This is a genomic window from Lentzea alba, from assembly GCF_047445655.1.
GTDB classification, from domain to species: Bacteria; Actinomycetota; Actinomycetes; order Mycobacteriales; family Pseudonocardiaceae; genus Lentzea; species Lentzea alba_A.
This window is the reverse complement of record NZ_JAJAEG010000009.1, coordinates 115,308-132,483: the sequence shown is the minus strand read 5'-3', so window position 1 is coordinate 132,483 and position 17,176 is coordinate 115,308. Positions and strand designations below refer to the sequence as shown.

At 69.3% G+C, this 17,176-nt stretch carries 17 protein-coding genes; 7 read left to right on the top strand and 10 right to left on the bottom strand.

All coding sequences use genetic code 11. The features are described from left to right. Positions 1-20: 20 nt before the first annotated feature. Positions 21-833 (bottom strand): SCO6745 family protein, encoded by an 813-nt coding sequence (locus LFM09_RS16695; protein ID WP_414097359.1) that lies wholly within the window; start codon positions 831-833, stop codon positions 21-23. A gap of 75 nt (positions 834-908) precedes the next feature. On the opposite strand from LFM09_RS16695, the gene LFM09_RS16690 reads away from it, so the two are divergent. Then, positions 909-1,445 carry a DUF4240 domain-containing protein gene (locus LFM09_RS16690; RefSeq protein ID WP_414097358.1) on the top strand — a complete coding sequence of 179 codons (537 nt, stop codon included), beginning with the start codon at positions 909-911 and terminating at the stop codon, positions 1,443-1,445. On the opposite strand, the gene LFM09_RS16685 is transcribed toward LFM09_RS16690, so the two are convergent. The 4 genes from LFM09_RS16685 to LFM09_RS16670 all read right to left on the bottom strand — a co-directional run bounded on the left by LFM09_RS16685 (position 1,433) and on the right by LFM09_RS16670 (position 7,627). Further along, a complete protein-coding gene (locus tag LFM09_RS16685; RefSeq protein ID WP_414097357.1) occupies positions 1,433-1,795 on the bottom strand; it encodes a hypothetical protein in 363 nt (120 codons plus the stop codon). The two genes, LFM09_RS16690 and LFM09_RS16685, sit on opposite strands and share 13 nt — an antisense overlap. Before the next feature lie 366 nt (positions 1,796-2,161). After that, positions 2,162-4,090 carry a vWA domain-containing protein gene (locus LFM09_RS16680; protein WP_414097356.1) on the bottom strand — a complete coding sequence of 643 codons (1,929 nt, stop codon included), beginning with the start codon at positions 4,088-4,090 and terminating at the stop codon, positions 2,162-2,164. After that, a complete protein-coding gene (locus tag LFM09_RS16675) occupies positions 4,087-5,478 on the bottom strand; it encodes an ATP-binding protein (RefSeq protein ID WP_414097355.1) in 1,392 nt (463 codons plus the stop codon). The genes LFM09_RS16680 and LFM09_RS16675 overlap by 4 nt, the downstream gene beginning before the upstream one ends. Before the next feature lie 55 nt (positions 5,479-5,533). Beyond that, positions 5,534-7,627 carry a N,N-dimethylformamidase beta subunit family domain-containing protein gene (locus LFM09_RS16670; protein WP_414097354.1) on the bottom strand — a complete coding sequence of 698 codons (2,094 nt, stop codon included), beginning with the start codon at positions 7,625-7,627 and terminating at the stop codon, positions 5,534-5,536. A 142-nt stretch (positions 7,628-7,769) separates the two neighbouring features. Here LFM09_RS16670 and LFM09_RS16665 point away from each other — a divergent pair, with 142 nt between their 5' ends. Together LFM09_RS16665 and LFM09_RS16660 are read left to right on the top strand one after the other, a co-directional pair. Then, complete coding sequence (locus LFM09_RS16665) at positions 7,770-8,192, top strand: hypothetical protein (protein WP_414097353.1); 423 nt, start codon at positions 7,770-7,772, stop codon at positions 8,190-8,192. A gap of 60 nt (positions 8,193-8,252) precedes the next feature. Continuing rightward, positions 8,253-9,050 carry a hypothetical protein gene (locus LFM09_RS16660; protein ID WP_414097352.1) on the top strand — a complete coding sequence of 266 codons (798 nt, stop codon included), beginning with the start codon at positions 8,253-8,255 and terminating at the stop codon, positions 9,048-9,050. Here the strand turns inward: LFM09_RS16660 and LFM09_RS16655 are convergent. The 5 genes from LFM09_RS16655 to fabG all read right to left on the bottom strand — a co-directional run bounded on the left by LFM09_RS16655 (position 9,047) and on the right by fabG (position 13,199). Beyond that, entirely contained in the window at positions 9,047-9,781 is a 735-nt protein-coding gene (locus tag LFM09_RS16655; protein WP_414097351.1) for an ABC transporter permease, read from the bottom strand. The genes LFM09_RS16660 and LFM09_RS16655 overlap by 4 nt on opposite strands. Then, positions 9,778-10,500: an ABC transporter ATP-binding protein gene (locus LFM09_RS16650; RefSeq protein ID WP_414097350.1), complete on the bottom strand. Its 723-nt coding sequence runs from the start codon at positions 10,498-10,500 to the stop codon at positions 9,778-9,780. Before LFM09_RS16650 ends, LFM09_RS16655 begins: the two co-directional genes overlap by 4 nt. A 34-nt stretch (positions 10,501-10,534) precedes the next feature. Further along, positions 10,535-11,560 (bottom strand): ferrochelatase, encoded by a 1,026-nt coding sequence (locus LFM09_RS16645; RefSeq protein ID WP_414097349.1) that lies wholly within the window; start codon positions 11,558-11,560, stop codon positions 10,535-10,537. 135 nt (positions 11,561-11,695) lie between these two features. After that, a complete protein-coding gene (fabI, locus tag LFM09_RS16640) occupies positions 11,696-12,463 on the bottom strand; it encodes an enoyl-ACP reductase FabI (RefSeq protein WP_414097348.1) in 768 nt (255 codons plus the stop codon). A 31-nt stretch (positions 12,464-12,494) separates the two neighbouring features. Continuing rightward, complete coding sequence (fabG, locus tag LFM09_RS16635; protein ID WP_414097347.1) at positions 12,495-13,199, bottom strand: 3-oxoacyl-ACP reductase FabG; 705 nt, start codon at positions 13,197-13,199, stop codon at positions 12,495-12,497. A 108-nt stretch (positions 13,200-13,307) separates the two neighbouring features. Here fabG and LFM09_RS16630 point away from each other — a divergent pair, with 108 nt between their 5' ends. The 4 genes from LFM09_RS16630 to LFM09_RS16615 are packed head-to-tail and all read left to right on the top strand — an operon-like array spanning position 13,308 to position 17,174. After that, on the top strand, positions 13,308-15,884 hold the full coding sequence (locus LFM09_RS16630) for an FAD-binding and (Fe-S)-binding domain-containing protein (RefSeq protein ID WP_414097346.1): 2,577 nt from the start codon (positions 13,308-13,310) through the stop codon (positions 15,882-15,884). 39 nt (positions 15,885-15,923) lie between these two features. Beyond that, complete coding sequence (locus LFM09_RS16625; protein ID WP_414097345.1) at positions 15,924-16,343, top strand: hypothetical protein; 420 nt, start codon at positions 15,924-15,926, stop codon at positions 16,341-16,343. Between the two features lies 1 nt (position 16,344). Further along, positions 16,345-16,749, top strand: coding sequence for a hypothetical protein (locus LFM09_RS16620; protein WP_414097344.1), 405 nt, complete (start codon positions 16,345-16,347; stop codon positions 16,747-16,749). A gap of 2 nt (positions 16,750-16,751) precedes the next feature. Beyond that, a complete protein-coding gene (locus LFM09_RS16615) occupies positions 16,752-17,174 on the top strand; it encodes a hypothetical protein (protein WP_414097343.1) in 423 nt (140 codons plus the stop codon). Positions 17,175-17,176 lie beyond the last annotated feature (2 nt).

Below are 17,176 nucleotides of genomic sequence, written 5' to 3'. Positions count from 1 at the left end.
TGCGACGAGCGGATGACCGGTCAGCGACGACCGGGTAGCAGACCGGAGTCGACGACCGCCTTGCTCAACGGCGCGGCCAGCTCGACGTAGCGCTGCTTCTCCTGCTCCGACAACACGTCGTAGGCCGGCGCGTTCATGTCGTCCGTCTCGTCCTCGATCCGCCGGCGCAGCTCCCAGCCCTTCTCGGAAAGCGCTTGCTCGTCGTTGACCAGACCGCGGCTCTGGAGGTCCTCCACGGTCTCCGCCCACTTCTCCTCAGGCCACCCGCGGGTGCGCCGCAGCGTCTCGGCCGGGTAGTCGCCCTCCGCGGCGTGCAGGACGAGCGCCTCGATGCCGGTGATGTTGTGCCGGAGCAGTGCGGCGAGGTGCCCGTCGCCGCGGAACTCCCTCAGCAGGGTCTGGGCGTGCCAGAGCTGCAGGTGCGTCTCCTCGGGCCACGGCAGGCTCGCGTGCGCGGCGAAGAGCGTGCGGCCGTGCAGCATCTCCTTCGACCGTTCGGCGGCTCGTTTGGCGAGCTCGGTGATCTCCTTGAGGTCGTCGGGCAGAACGGGTTTGAGGGATTCGTCCGCGGCTTCGAGACGGAGTTCGAGCATCTTCTGCGGGGTGATCTTCTCCCACGCCTGCGGGATGCGAGCCCGGACCAGCTGCGGGTTGAAGTTGTAGAACGTCGAGATCACGACCTCGGCGCCGACGTTGCCGAGCGCCGCCGCCCGTGACGCGAAGTACCCACCGGCGCGGTCCAGGCCCGCTTCCGCGTACCTGCGATCCGCCGCGGGAGCGAAGTAGATCATCGCGTGCACGGCTTCGAGTGAACGCCACAGAGTCCTGATCATGTTCTCAACCTAGAACTTCGCAGCGAGGTTCGTCAGGCCCGAAAATTGTCAGACCCCTCTGTCAAGCTCGGTGACGTGGACTCGAACACCTTCTGGAAGCTGATCGCCGACGCTCGGGCGAGCGTCTCCGACCCGTCCGACTGCTGCGCCGTGGCCTCCGCCGCCACGACGCTGCTGGCGAGCTTCCCTCCCGCCGAGATCGTCGCGGCCCAGCAGGTGCTGTGGGACTTGATGGCGTTGTCCTACCGCAACCCGCTGTGGGCGGCGGCGTACCTGATCAACGGCGGCTGCTCGGACGACGGCTTCGACTACTTCCGCGGCTGGCTGCTGACCCAGGGTGCCGAGGTGTACCTCGCCGCCGTCGAGTCCCCGGATTCGCTGGCGTCGCTTTCCGCTGTCCGTGAGGCCGCGGAGGACGGCTACGAGTTCGAGTGCGAGGCGGCGCTGTCGATCGCCTGGGACGCGCACCAGGCCGCCACCGGCATGAAGCTGCCCGAGGACGCCTTCACGATCCGCTACCCGGACCTGGACCCCGACTGGGACTTCGACTTCGACGACTCGGCCGAGCTCGCGACCCGGTTACCCCGGCTGTCGGCGCTCTACGAGGTCTGACGGCTGCCGGCCACCAGCACGCCGAACACCACGTGATCCAGCCACTGCGGCACCTTCGGCAACGCCTGCAGCGCGGCCTGGCGCCGCCCGATGACCTCCAGGTCCAGGGCGGCGATGAGCAACCCCGCCACCGCACCGGCGAGCACGCCCCGCACCCGCAAGCGACCCAGCACGAAGGCCCAGAACGCCGACACGACCAGGTGCACCGCCACACCCGCGCCGGCACCGCCGCCGACCATCGCCCCGACGGCCCTGGTCGCTCGCAGCGGGTCGTCGCCGATCGCGAGGGAGTGGGCGGTCGACGGCACGCCGCTCAGCACGGTGGCGAGGACGAACCGGCGGAAGGTCACGCCGCGATCGTCCTCGCGGGCTCGGCCGTTGGCAATGCAGCGAGGTCACGGCGCTGAAGCCGAACCGGCGACCGTCCCCGCAGGCCGGCCGCCGGCATGCAGCCAGGCCACAGCACCAAAAACCAACCCACAACCGTCACCGCAAGCCGGCCGCCGGCACCCAGCCAGGCCGCGGCGCCGAGGACGAACCAGCGACCGTCACCGCAAGCCGGCCGCTGACACCCAGCCAGGCCACGGCGCCAAAACCAACCCACAACCGCCACCGCAAACCAGCCGCCGACACCCAGCCAGGCCAAGCGCGAGGACGAACCGGCGATCGCCCCCACCGGTCCGCCGCCTATCGCAACGCTGTCGAGGCCACGACGGTCAGCGGCGCTGGCGCCGTGACCTCAGGTAGTCGCTCACCACCGCGGCACCCAGCCCGTCCTCGTCCGGCGACACCACCCGGCCACCACCCCGCCGGGCGACGATGTCGACGAACGCGGCCAGCCGGGGATCGTCCCCGAGCTTGAACACCGAGATGGTCGCCCCGAGCCGGGCCAGCGCGTCGACCTCGTTCAACGTCTTGGTCAACGTCCGGGGCAGCGGCGGATAGTTGAACTCCGCGTCCCCCTCCGGCTCCAGATGTGCCGTCGGCTCGCCATCGGTCACGACCAGCACCACCGGCTGCGCGTCCGGATGTCGCCGAACGTGCCGCCCGGCCAGCAACAACGCGTGGTGCAGGTTGGTCCCCTGCTCCCAGACACCCTCAAGGGCCGTCAGCTGGCCGATGTCCACGGCCTCGGCATAACGCCCGAACGTCACCAGCTGCAGCGCATCGGTCCGGAACCGGGTGCGCACGAGGTGATGCAGAGCCAGTGCCGTGCGCTTCATGGGCACCCAACGCCCGTCCTGCACCATCGACCACGAGGTGTCCACGCACAACGCCACGGCAGCCCGGGAGCGGTGCTCGGTCTCGGACACCTCCAGGTCCACCACGTCCATCGACATGGTCCCGGACCGCAGCACCGAGTTGCGCAGCGTCCGCGGCACGTCCCAGGGCTCGGTGTCGCCGAACTGCCAGGGCCGCGTCGACCCGATCAGCTCACCGGCCGCCCCGGCGGACACGGTCTCCCGCGAACCCTGCGACGTCCGCAGCTGGTCCACGACCCCGCGCAGCGCCGTCTCCCCGAGCCGCCGCAGCGCCTTGGGCGTCAGCCGCAACGACCCGTCCGGAGCCCGCTCCACGATGTTCTGCTGGCGCAGCGCCCGCTCCAGCTCGGCCAACCGACGAGCGTCGACCGAGGCCGACGAACCCAGCTGACGTTCCAACGCCTCCAGGTCGATGTCCTCCAGCCGCGCCCCCGGATAGGACTGCGACAGCTGCTCGGCCAACGCGTCCAGCTCGGCCAGGTCGGCCATCGCCTGCGCGCCCTCGCCCAGTCCCAGCGGGTCCTGCCCGCGGAACCTGGCCGACGACGTCCAGTCCTCGCCAGGACGCAGACGCTGCAACAGTGAGTCCAAAGTGGACAACTGTGAGCCGATGCCACCGAAGGCCTGCTGCGACAGTGCGGAAAGCTCGGCGCGTTGAGCGTCGGTCATCGAGTTCATCATGCGTTGCGCGGCAGCCGAACGGGCGGCCAGCGCGTCGATGAGCTCGTCGACGTTGCGAGGGTTCTCCGGGAAGAACTCGCCGTGCTTGCGCATGAACTCGTCGAACAGCCGCGGTGTCTCGGGCGAACCGGCAGCGTGCGCCTCCAGCAACGTGTTCAGGTCGCGCAGCATGCGCTGGATCCGGCGGACGTCCTCGGAGTCCACATTGGACAGCGCTTCCTTCATGCCCTGGAAGCGCTGGTCGAGCAGTTCCCTGCCGAGCAGCTCACGGATCTGTTCGAAGGCGGAACGCGCATCGGCGGAACGCCAGTCGTAGGACGACAGCTCCTGCACGGCCGCGGCGGTCCCCTGCGGCAGCGCGTCGAGCTGAGCCTCGCGGAAGCGCGCGTCGTCGGACGGATCCGGGAACAACGCCCGCCGTTCCGCCTCCAAAGCCTCGTCCAGCAACCGGCGTACCTCGGACAGCGTGCCGTCGAGGCGATGACGGCGCTGGATGGAGGCACGGCGCTGCCACAGCCGCGAGGTCAGGTCGTCGAGACCACGCGTGCCGTCGACGCCGCGACGGAGCAGTTCGCGCAGAGCCGAGGAGGGCGAGGCTCCCTCCATGATCTCGCGGCCGAGCTCGTCGACGGCCGCCCGCAGGTCGACGGGCGGCGCCAACGGGTCCGCGCCGCCGCCCCAGCGTCCGTAGCGGTATCTCATCCGTACACCGATCGGTCGTCGTCGGAGGAGTTGTCCTTCGACAGGTGGCGAGTCAGGTACAGCGACTCCAGCGCCAGTTCCACGGCCGACGCGATGCGGCCCACCGGGTCCTTGGGGCCCGCGCCCAACCGCGCCGCCACCTCGTGCAGGATCGGGAGCTCCGGCAGCGCGGCGAGGATGTCGCCGGCGTGCACGCGGTCGCCGGTCGCGACCGGGTGGCCGTCGGACACGACCTCGGCCAGCGCGCGCAAGTTCAAGCCGGCCAGGCGAGCGCGCGCCGTGTCGGCGATCGAGCGGCGCAGCAGGTGGACCAGGACCTCGTCCTCGCGGCCCTCCTCCCCCGCCTCGAACTCCAGCTTGCCGCGCAGCACGTCCGGCACCGACTCCAGGTCGATCGGACGGGCGATGGCCGGCGACTCGCCGATCAGCGCGGAGCGGCGAAGTGCCGACGCCGCAACGGTTTCCGCCGCCGCGACCGCGAACCGGGCCGAGACGCCCGAACGTTGGTCGATGGACGACGACTCGCGCAGATGACGCACGAACCGCGCGATGATCTCCAGCAGGTGGTCGCCGACCTCGGCGACGAGATCGGCTTCCTGGCGGACCAGGTCGACCTCGGCGTCGATCTCCAACGGGTAGTGCGTGCGCACCTCGGCGCCGAAGCGGTCCTTCAACGGCGTGATGATGCGGCCGCGGTTCGTGTAGTCCTCGGGGTTCGCGGTGGCCACGAGCAGCACGTCCAGCGGCAGCCGCAGCGTGTAGCCGCGGACCTGGATGTCGCGCTCCTCCATGACGTTCAGCAGCGCGACCTGGATGCGTTCGGCCAGGTCCGGCAGCTCGTTGATGGCGATGATGCCGCGGTGGGCGCGCGGGAGCAGGCCGTAGTGGATCGTCTCCGGGTCACCGAGCGACAACCCCGAGGCCACCTTCACCGGGTCGACGTCGCCGACCAGGTCACCGACGGAGGTGTCGGGCGTCGCGAGCTTCTCGGCATAGCGCTCGTCGCGGTGCCGCCACACCACCGGCAGGTCGTCGCCGAGTTCCGAAGCACGTCGGCGCGACTCGGGCGTGATCGGGTCGAGCGGGTGTTCGCCCAGCTCAGAGCCCTCGATGACCGGCGTCCACTCGTCGAGCAGGGTCACCAGGGTGCGCAGGAGCCGGGTCTTGCCCTGACCGCGCTCGCCGAGCAGGACCACGTCGTGGCCGGCCAGCAGCGCGCGTTCCAGCTGCGGGAGCACCGTGCGGTCGAAACCGACGATGCCGGGCCACGGGTTTCTTCCCTCACGCAGGGCCGCGAGGAGGTTCTCCCTGATCTCGGTCTTGACGCCGCGCGGCAGGTGCCCGGCGGCGCGCAGTTCGCCCGCCGTGCGGGCCAGGTTCTGGGTCACGCAGCCGACGCTACGCACCGAAACCTGGCCCGTCGACGTGGAGCGACTCCAGCAGCTAGGCCACACCCGCGTTCAGCACGTTGAGCAGCATCCGCGACATCCGCGCGTCATCGGCGAGAGCACCGTTGAAACACAAGGAACTCGCGCTGAACACCCAGCCACCGTTCGGCTTGGGCAGCACGCACATCTCCGCGCCGTGGTCCTGTACGCCGTGAGCGAACCGCACCACGCCCGGCGCCTCGGGGCCGGCGGCGGTGCGCGTGTCGACCTCCCAGCCGCTGGCCGCGAAGTTGTACCCGGTGTGCCCGAAGGTGTCACCGATCCCGAGCCCGGTGCCCGCCAGGAACGGGTGGTCGGCGTCCACCTGGTACGGATGCATGTCCATGTAGGAGTAGCTGTCGTACGCCACGCCGAGCACCTGCGACTCGGGACGGCCCTGCTCACGCCACAGATACCGGGTGCCGTTCTCGCGGCGGTGCAGCACGAACCCGCCCGCGGCGTTGTGGTCGACGCGCTCGTACATGCCGTTGCCGCCGGTGTAGACGACACGACCGCCGTTGGCGAGGTACGTCTCCAAGGCCTCGCGCATCTCCGGCGTCCAGTACTCGGGGTGCGTGGCCAGTACAAGCACCTTGTACTGCGAGAGCCACGACGGGTTGTGCAGGTCGAGGTCCTGGTAGGTGTCGTAGGCGATCTGGTTGTCCGCGAACCACTTCATGAGCAGCAGGTCGCCGTAGAACCGGACGTCGATGAACCCCGGCGCCTCGACGCAGGCGTTCGCGAACGGGCGGCGCGTGGTGATCTGGCGGCGCCCGGCCCGTTCGTCCCAGCTGTACTGGAAGTGGCCGCCCCAGTGGTTGTAGGCGTTGTGCGTCAGGTACGGCAGCAACAACGCGACCTTCTGCAACGGCCGTGAAGGCTTCACCACGAACGGGATGTACTGCCGCAGGCCGTGCGCGCCTTCGAGCTTCACGACGTGGAACCCCGACTGCCAGGAATCAGTCGGCACGCTGAAGTCGGTCTGCCAGTTGCAGCCGTCGGCCCGGTAGCCCTGCCGCAGCAGCTGCCTGCGACCGGCGAACGTCCGTGGCGCCCACACCTCGTGCGCGCCACCCTGCTCGATCGGCCCGGTCAGCCGCAGCACGCTCGCCCGGTAGCTGTCGAACGTCGTCGACACCCTGACCGGGAGCTGCTCCCCCGCCCCGACCGACCAGCTCGCGTAGCCCTGCAGGTTCGCCGCCCTGGTGACGGTGAAGCCGGTGCCGACCAGCACGCCTTTGCCGTCGACCCACTCGACGTCGCCGGGAGCCCGGTCGACGACCAGGTGGTTCTTGAGCCTGTACCAGGCCAGCTGGTGATCAGGCTGCGTGTGGTCCCGGTTGACCCACACGACGTAGACGACGCCGTTCTCCGCGAACCGCTCGGTGCACCCGCCCCAGTCGAACCCGCTGCCGATCTGGACCGCCGCGCCGTTGTTCGCCCACGCGCCGGGGCCGTTCGACCCGTCGCCCGCGAGGTAGCGGAACCAGTCCAGCACCGCGCCGTGCCGCTGGCCGTAGATCACGCCGTTCTGGTCGGCGAAGTAGCCGTCGTACTGGCGCTGCCCGCTCGCGATCCTCTGCCCGACGCCGTTGTGCGCCCACGCGCCGGGGCCGTTCGACCCGTCACCGGCGAGGTAGCGGAACCAGTACATGTCGCCGCGCGCGTCGACGGCGTAGAAGATGCCGTCCCAGCCGCCGAAGACGTACGAGTACTGGCCGAAGCCGCGGTGGATGATGTTGTTCGTGCCCGGCGCCCAGTAGCCCGCGCCCGTGGCGGCGTTCGTGAGAACCCACTTGTGCCACCAGAGCGTGCCATCACCGCAGAAGCCGAAGACCTGGCCGTCCTGTGAGGCGAGCACCGTGGTGTGGATCTGCCAGCCGGAGCCGATCTCCCGGCCGTTGCCGTCCGCCCAGCTGTACGTGCCGTTGTCGCGGCCGAGGTGCTTGAACCACTTCAGCCGGCCGTCGGCGTACAGCGCGTAGATCACGCCGTTGCCGCCGGGCACGATCTGCAGCAGGCGTTGCTCGGGGTCTTCGAGTGGTGCGGCCTGCGCGGTTCCCTGGCCGGCCGCGGCCAACACCACCGCCGCCGCGGTTCCTTTCAGCACGGTTCTGCGCGGAAGTGTTCTCTTTTCGTCATCCCCCAGATGCATGGCGTCGTCGTGCAGCAGAATGCGGGGCGTTATGAGCAACTGTGTTGATTTCAGGTGGGCGCCCTCACCAGCGGATTGGCGAGCCAGCCTGCGCGCGATGGTGCCGATGTTCCGGTGGGCCCCGTGGTTCGCGCTCGCGTTCGGCGTGTTCTCGCTGCTGCTGTTCCTCCTCGACGGCAACGTGCTCGTCGCCGGGTTCGGGCTGCTGTCCGCGCTGGTGATCGGGTTCATGGAGCCGGTGGCGGTGTGGTGGCGCTTCTCGTCCGACGAGATGATCAGCCGGACCGTGATGGGCAGCGCGGACGACCAGTCGTTCCGGATGGCCGTGGGTTCCTCGGTGCGCGAGGAGATCGTCTGGCAGGAGCTGCCGGGCTGGACCGAGACGCGGCAGGGCTTCGTGCTGGAGACGCTGGACGAGGGCGCGGCGTCGCTGTCGGTGCCGCACCGGGCGTTCGCGTCCGATGAGGACCGCGCGTCGTTCCGCGGCCTGCTCGAACAGCACATCGGTCCGGCGAACTAGGTGTCTCGGATCGGGCACACCGGGTGGGGCGTTCCGGGCGAGGCCACGTAATCTCGTCCCGTGTCCTGTGCGAGTGCCACGCTGGTCGTGTGGACGTCGGGATGGCTGCACGGTCTGGCCGCCTCCGACGACGTCCTCGACGCCCTGCACACGTGGGCCGAGCAACACGAGGTGGTGGCCGACGACGACGGCACCGCCACGGCGCTCGACCTCCCCGGTCCCGACGAGGCCCCCGTGGGGCCCGCCCTGCTGCTGGCCGCCCTGCGGCGCGCGGGTGCCACTTCGGCGAGGCTGGTGCTACCGGTACCCGGCGACGTGCGCGGACTCGGCGGCAAGGGCCCGCTCGCGACGTGCGCGCTGCGCTCGGGCGAGGCGCTCGTGATCCCGTCCGTGCACGTCGGCCTGGTGCCGAAGATCGTGGCGGACGGCGTGATGCGGTGGACCGTGTTCGACCTGCCGTCGTCCAACGGCCTGGAGCACATCCCGATCGGCGAGGCCGAGCACGGCCTGGGCGCGGCACTGCGCGAGGCGACCGCTGCTCTCGCGTCGCTGGACGTGGCCAAGCACCGCCCGAACGTGCGCAAGGAGATCGCCGAGCTCGCGGCGTCGAACTCCACGCTGCCGTGGCCCGACGCGATGCCGCCGCGGGCGCTGCGCGTGCTGCAGCGCGCCGCCGAGGTGGACGCGATCGTGTCGGTGGCCCGGTTCGACTCGCCCGGTGGGGCGATGTCGGCGTCGGCCATGTCGGCGCGGACCGAGGCGCTCAAGCCGGTGGCGGAGGCGGTGCGGCGGGCGCGTTGTGCTGCTGTGGACGAGGCCGTGCGGGTGCTGGCGGACAGCGGAGCCGGCCGCCACTAAGGCGTGCGCCTCCTCAACGTCACGGCGCCCAGTACCAACGCCAGCAGTCCGCACGCCGCCACGACCGCGAGGTCGCGCACGAGTTCCGCGGTGATGTCGCTCGACGTCGTCACCGCGGTCAGCGCGTCCACCGCGTACGACAGCGGCATGACGTTCGACAGCCACTCCAGCACGGGCGTCATCTCCTCACGCGGCGAGAACAACCCGCACAACAACACCTGCGGCATCACGAACAACGGCATGAACTGCACGGCCTGGAACTCCGTGCGGGCGAAGGCGCTCGCGAACAGGCCCAAAGCCGTGCCCAGCAACGCGTCCAGGCCCGCGATCACCACGAGCAGCCACACCGAGCCGTCGATCGACAGCCCGAGCCAGCTCAACGAGACGCCGACCGCGACCAGCACCTGGACCAGGGCGACGAGACCGAACGCCAGCGCGTAGCCGAAGAGCAGGTCCAGCTTGGCGATCGGCATCGTCATGAGACGTTCCAAGGTCGCCGTGGTGCGTTCGCGCAGCGTCGTGATCGACGTGACGATGAACATGATCGCGAACGGGAAGACCGCGAGCAGTGCGGGTGCGGCACGGCTGAAGGCCTGTTCGGAGTTGAAGACGAAGCGCAGCAGGATGAGCAGCAGCGTCGGCATGAAGATCATCAGGGCGACGGTGCGGTGGTCGTGGCGGAACTGGTTCAGGATGCGCGCGGTCGTGGCGAGCAGGATGGAGGTGTTCACGCCGCCTCCTTCGCCCGGACCAGGTGCAGGAACGCCTGCTCCAGGTCGCCGGTGCCCGTCCGGGCCAGCAACGCTTCGGGCGCGGAGTCGGCGAGCAGTTCGCCGTCGCGCATCAGCAGGAGACGTGAGCAGCGTGCGGCCTCGTCCATTACGTGGCTGGACACCAACAACGTGACGCCGCGCGAGGCCAACGTGCGGAACAACGTCCACAGCTCGTCGCGCAGCAACGGGTCCAACCCCACTGTCGGCTCGTCGAGCACCAGCAGTTCGGGCTTGCCGAGCAACGCCACGGCCAGGCTCGTCCGGGACAGTTCGCCTCCCGACAACGACGACACGAGCTGCGACTCGTGGCCGCCCAGCCCGACCTCGTCGATCACGCGCTGAACGTCGGACCTCGGAGCGCGCAGCACGGCGCAGAAGTAGCGCAGGTTCTCGACGACGGAAAGATCTCCGTAGACGGCCGGGTTCTGAGTGGCGTACCCGATGCGGTTGCGCAGCCCAGGGCTCCCGGCCGGCGCGCCGAGCACCGTGACAGAGCCGGACTCCACGATCTGCACGCCGACGACCGAGCGCATCAGGGTCGTCTTGCCGCAGCCGGACGGGCCGAGCAGCCCGGTGACACTGCCCTGCGGGATCGCGCAGCTCACGTCCCGCAGGACCAGACGCTTGCCCCGGCGGACCCGGAGCCCGGTGACCTCAACGGCCGCGGAACTGGTCATGCGACCAATTCTTCGCCCGTTGAAAAATGAAAGTCTAGCTGCGGACGGGCCTCTTGACCGGTTCGCAACACAGCGGCGCGCACGGCGCACCGTTCACCGTGCAGCCAGCGGCCACGAACGACGACAGCTTCCGGGGAGCAACGCCCTCGGTGTGCTCCGCGACCAGCTCGACGACGAGCTCGGCGAAGCGCGGGTCGCCGTTCGGGGTGGTGGCGCGGGCGAACTCCATGCCGAGCTCGGCGGCGCGGTCACGGGCCTCGGTGTCGAGGTCCCACACCACCTCGAGGTGGTCGGACACGAACCCGATCGGGCACACCACGACACCGGTGACGCCCTTGGCGTGCAACGCGTCGATGTGGTCGACGATGTCCGGCTCCAGCCACGGGATCTGCGGCGGACCAGAACGCGACTGCCACACCACGTCGTACTCGGTGACACCCAGCTCAGCAGCGACCAGCCGGGAAGCCTCGACGACCTGGCGCGAGTACCGGTAGCCACCCTCGGCGGGCGGGCCGGCGGCCTTGTCGGCGGACACCGGCACCGAGTGCGCGGTGAAGACGAGCCGGTACGAACCGGACAAAGACGCAGCCGCGGCACGAACACCGTCCGCGAAAGCCGCGATGAACAGCGGGTGGTCGAAGAACTGGCGCAGCTTCACCAGTTCGGGGCCGTCCGGAACCGCCTGCAGAGCGCGAACGATGTCCTCGTCGTACTGCCGGCACGCGGAATAGCCGCCATAGGCACTCGTCGGGAACACAAGTGCGCGCCGAACACCGTCCGCCTTCATCTGCGCAACGGTGTCCTCGACCATCGGATGCCAGTTGCGGTTGCCGAAGTAGATCGGCAGCTCGAAACCACGGGCGCGCACCGCGTCCATGGCCTCGTGGTTCAGGCGGTTGATCGGCGACACGCCGCCGAAGTGCTGGTAGTGGGCCTCGACCTCGTCCAGTCGCTCCGGCGGCACGCCACGTCCGCGAACAACGTTCTCCAGGAAGGGGCGGACGTCCTCAGGACCCTCCGGGCCGCCAAAAGACAGCCACAGCAGCGCGTCGAAACTCACCGCCCCATCCAATCACGGCCAGTGCGGTGGTCGCCGACCCCCTGCCCTGCGTTTCGACGTTCAGACGGGTGCATCGCGTCGCGAAGTGCCCTGCTGAGCGCCGAAAGGCACGGTAGAGGTCGGCGACCGCCGCAACTAAAGACCGAGGAAGTGCACCCCGCCGTCGACGAACACCATCGAGCCCGTGGTAGCCGGGAACCAGTCGGACAGCAGACCGCAAACCGACTTCGCGACCGGCGTCGGGTCGTCGACGTCCCACGAGAGAGGAGCCTTCTCGCCCCACATCTTCTCCAGCTCGACGAAGCCCGGGATCGACTTCGCGGCCATGGTGCGGACCGGGCCGGCCGAGATCAGGTTCACGCGGATGCCGTCCGGGCCGAGCTCGCGCGCCATGTACCGGTTGATCGACTCGAACGCCGCCTTCGCCGCGCCCATCCAGTTGTAGGCGGGCCACGCCTGGCGGGCGTCGAAGTCGAGGCCGACGACCGACGAGCCGTGCGACAGCATCGGGCGGACGGCCTGGACCAGCGCCTTGTACGAGTACGCCGACACGTGCATCGCGACCGAGACGTCCTCCCACGGCGCGTCCATGAACGGCGCGCCGAGGCAGCTCTGCGGGGCGAAGCCGATGGCGTGCACGACGCCGTCGAGGCCGTCGACGTGCTCACCGACGCGCTCGGCCAGCGTGTCGAGGTGCTCCTGGTTCTGCACGTCGAGCTCGACCACGGGCGCGGGCTTGGGCAGGCGCTGGGCGATGCGCTGCACGAGGCTCATCCGGCCGAACCCGGTCAGCACGACCTCCGCGCCCTGCTCCTGGGCGACACGTGCGACGTGGAAGGCGATCGACGCGTCGGTGATCACACCGGTGATCAGCAGCCGCTTGCCTTCGAGAAGTCCGGTCACTTGATCCAACCCTTTCCCAGTAACGGAAACTTCAGTGGCCCATGCCGAGGCCGCCGTCGACCGGCAGCACGGCACCGTTGATGTAACCGGCCTCGTTGGCGGCGAGGAAAGTGGCCGCGCGGGCGATCTCCTCGGCAGCACCGTAGCGAGCGGCCGGGATCTGCTTGAGCGCGGCCTCGCGGACGGCCTCGGGCAGCTCCGCGGTCATGTCGGTGGTGATGAAACCGGGCGTGATGACGTTCGCGGTGATGTTGCGCGAACCCAGCTCCAGCGCGATCGAGCGCGCCATGCCGACCATGCCGGCCTTGGACGCGGCGTAGTTGACCTGGCCGGCGCCACCGGTGAAGCCCACGACGGACGAGATGAAGACGATGCGGCCGAACTTCTTGCGCAGCATGCCGCGGGAGGCGCGCTGGGCGAACCGGAACGCGCCGGTCAGGTTCGCGTCGACGACCTGGGTGAACTGCTCCTCGCTCATGCGCAGCAGCAGCGTGTCCTGGGTGATGCCGGCGTTGCAGACCAGCACCTCGACGGGGCCGTGCGCGGCCTCGACCTCGGTGAACGCGGCGTCGATCTCCTCCGAGTTCGTGACGTCGCACTTCACGCCGAGCAGGCCTTCGGGAGCGCCGGACCCGCGGTGGGTGACGGCGACCTTGTCGCCCTGCGCCGCGAACGCCTGCGCGATGGCGAGGCCGATACCGCGGTTGCCTCCGGTGACCAGAACGGACCTACTCACTAGCTCTCCCTGCAATCGCCGCTGGTTGACCGGCTGAGGCTATCGGCTACCGGCAGGTAGTCCGGCATCGGCGGAGCCATGTCACATCCGGACAGGCATGATCGGGTGATGCGGGCGTTTCTCGATCAACTCCGTCGTGCCGTGGACGGCGACGTCCTCGACGACCCGGCGAGCCGGGCCCTCTACTCGGCGGACGCGTCGAACTACCGCCACGTGCCGCGCGTGATCGTCCGTCCACGCACGACAGACGCGGTGGTCACGGCCGTTGGGCTGGCTGCGGAACACGGCGTGCCGATCACCAGCCGCGGCGCCGGGACGTCCATCGCGGGCAACGCGTGCGGCACCGGCCTGGTGATCGACTTCAGCCGGTACCTGAACGAGATCGAGATCTCCGGCGACCGCGCGTTCGTGCAGCCCGGCGCGGTGCTCGACCGCGTGAACTCCCAAGCCGGTGAGTACATCTTCGGGCCGGATCCGTCCACACACTCGCGCTGCACCATCGGCGGGATGATCGGCAACAACGCGTGCGGCGCGCACTCGGTGAAGTGGGGTAAGACCAGCGAGAACGTCGCCAATCTGCGCGTGCTCATGGCGGACGGCCGCACGTTCGACACCACGAGCCCGCCTCAGCTGACCCTGCCGGAACACGACCCGGCGTGGTTTCCGCAGCTCAGCCGCCGGGTCAGCGGCTACGCGCTGGACGCACCGACGTTGACGCAGCAGCTGGTCGGCACCGAGGGCACCTGCGTCGTGCTGCTGGGTGCCGAGCTGAAGCTGGTCAGGCGCCCGGAGCGCCGCATCCTGGTCGTGCTCGGCTTCGCGGACACCTACGACGCCGCCGACCAGGTCACCCAGATCGAGGACGCACTCGCGGTCGAGGGCATCGACGAGGCTCTGGTCCGCAACGTTCGCGTGCGCCCTGACCTGCCGGAAGGCCGCAGCTGGCTGTTCGTGGAGGTCGAGGACCACCCCGAGCGGGTCGCGCGGATCAGCAAGAACTCGATGATCATCCACGACCCCGCGCAGCAGCGGGCGCTGTGGCGGATCCGCGAGGACGGCGCGGGGCTGGCCACGAGGATGCCCGACGGCGGTGAGGCGTGGTCGGGCTGGGAGGACGCGGCGGTTCCACCCGAACAGCTCGGCACCTACCTGCGCGAGTTCGACCAGCTGCTGGCGCGGTACGGGCGGCGTGGCATCACCTACGGCCACTACGGCGAGGGCTGCTTGCACGTCCGCATCGACTTCGACCTCGCCTCAGGCCATCGCGCGTTCCTGGAGGACGCGGCCGATCTCGTGGTGAGCCACGGTGGCTCGTTGTCCGGCGAGCACGGCGACGGGCAGGCGCGCTCCGAGCTGCTCAGCCGGATGTACCCGCCCGAGGCGCTGAACGCTTTCCAGGAGTTCAAGCACGCGTTCGACCCGCGCAACCTGCTCAACCCCGGCCGGATCGTCGAACCGCTGAAGCTCGACGACGACCTGCGGATCCTCGTCGCGCCACCGAAGATCCCGACGCGGGCGGAGTTCGCGGCCGACACACGGCGGTGCGTCGGTGTCGGCAAATGCCTGAACACCAAGGGCGGCGTGATGTGCCCGAGCTATCGGGTTACTGAAGAAGAGAAGCACTCGACGCGTGGGCGTGCGCACCTGCTGTTCGAGATGCTCAACGGTGACGTGATCAAGGACGGCTGGCGGTCTTCGGAGGTGGCCGAGGCGCTTGACCTCTGCCTGGGTTGCAAAGGCTGCAAACGCGACTGCCCTGTCGACGTCGACATGGCGAGCTACAAGGCGGAGTTCCTGCACGAGCACTACAAAGGACGCCTCCGGCCGCGGTCGCACTACGCCATGGGCTGGCTGCCGACGTGGCTGAAGTACGGGCTGGTCAACAGGTTCACCGCCAAGCTGAGCCGGTTCGCCGGGATCACGCCGGAACGGTCGTTGCCCACGCCGACCACTCCCCTGGTCCGTCAGCTGCACCCGCTCGGCAAGGGCGATCCGGTGCTGCTGTTCCCCGACACGTTCACGAACTTCTTCGAGCCGGGCATCGGCCTCGACGCCGCGAACGTGCTGAAACACCTGGGAAACCGCGTCGAGATCCCGTCCGTGAACGTCTGCTGTGGACTGACGTGGCACTCGACCGGGCAGCTGCCGAAGGCCCGCCGGGTGATCGAACGCACCGCACGCGCGCTCCTTCCGTGGACCAGCAAGGGTGTACCGGTGATCGGCCTGGAACCGAGCTGCACGGCGTTCCTCAAGACCGAGGCCCCGAAGCTCTCGCACGATCCAGCCGTGAAAGCTCTCGCCGACGCCACCCGCACTTTCGCGTCTTACGTCGCGCCGAAGCTGCCGGAACTGGAAGGCGCGCGGGAGGCGGTCGTGCAGACCCACTGCCACCAGTACGCGGAGCTCGGCTTCGAACCGGACCGCGAGGCGATGACCAAGGCGGGGTTGCGGCCGAAGATCGTCGAGGGCTGCTGCGGCCTCGCCGGCAACTTCGGGTTCGAGCAGGGCCACTACGACGTGTCGATCGCGTGCGCCGAGCAGGACCTGCTCCCTGCCCTGCGGGACAACGAGAACGCGCTGGTCATCGCGGACGGCTTCAGCTGCCGCACGCAGATCCGGCACACGACCGACCGCAGGCCGGTCCACCTGGCCACCGTGCTCGCAACCCTGGTCGACGACGTGTGATTTACCGCTGCCTAACCGGCCCGGTCCAGGGTCGTGGGCATGCAGAAGAAGATTGGTGCCGTCGTGCTGGCGGCCGCGGCACTGGCCGTGACCTTCACGGGGACGGCGCAAGCCGAGACGAACCCGTCGTGCTCCACCGGCGTCTCGCAGATCGGCGCCACGAAGTACATCAAGAGCGGCAGCAGGACCATCGCGTCGGTCAAGCAGTTCGTGGGCTGCAACAAGAACTGGGGCTACATCTACGTCTGGGACTCGTGGCGCGCCGACCACAAGCGCTACAGCATCTTCGCCGGTGTCCAGGTCCGCGGCGCCGAGTTCCCGAGCGGCTACACCCGTGCCGAGAACAAGCAGGCGCTGTGGTCCGAGGGCACGAAGACGCTGGACAAGTGCACCAAGGGATACGGCTCCATCCAGGCGGAGAACTACGGCGGCGGCGTCGAGACCGAGGAGCGCTGCTGACATGGGGAAGCTGACCGCGACCGTCCTCGCCGCCGCCGCGATCGCCGTGACGTTCACCGGCACCGCGCAGGCCGAGACGAACCCCCGGTGCTCGACCGGCGTCACCAAGATCGGCGACACCAAGTACCTCAAGAGCGGCTCCAAGACCGTCGCCTCGGTCAAGCAGTTCAAGGGCTGCAACAAGAACTGGGGCTACATCTACGTCTGGGACTCGTGGAAGGCCGACCACCCCAACTTCGTCGCCACGGTGGCCGTCACCACCGGCGACGGCGGGATCGACACCGACAGCGGTGCGCGTGGCCAGCAGGAAGTGTGGTCCCGGGGCGCGAGGACGCTGAACGTCTGCACCCAGGTCTACGGAACCGTCTCCGGCGGGCACGCCGGCTTCACCGAGGAGCGTTGCTGAACATGAAGAAGCTGAGCGCAGCAGTGCTCGCCGCCGCCGCGATCGCCATGACGTTCACCGGCACGGCGCAGGCCGAGTACAACCCCAAGTGCAAGACCGGGGTGACGCAGATCGGGTCGACGACCTACCTCAAGAAGGGCGCCGAGACCGTCGCGTCGCTCAAGCAGTTCAAGGGGTGCAACAAGAACTGGGCCTACGTGTACGTCTGGGACTCGTGGATGGCCAAGCACAAGGAGACCTTCCACATCCGCGTGGCGATCTGGACCAGCACCGGCTCCGAAGCGGCCGACTACGCCGGAGTCGACGGCCGCACGCAGGAGGCCTGGTCGAACGGCGCGAACACGCTGAAGTACTGCACCTACGCCGCCGGCAACGTCTTCTCGCAGAACTACAGCGTGCACGACAGCACCGACGTGAGGTGCTGATC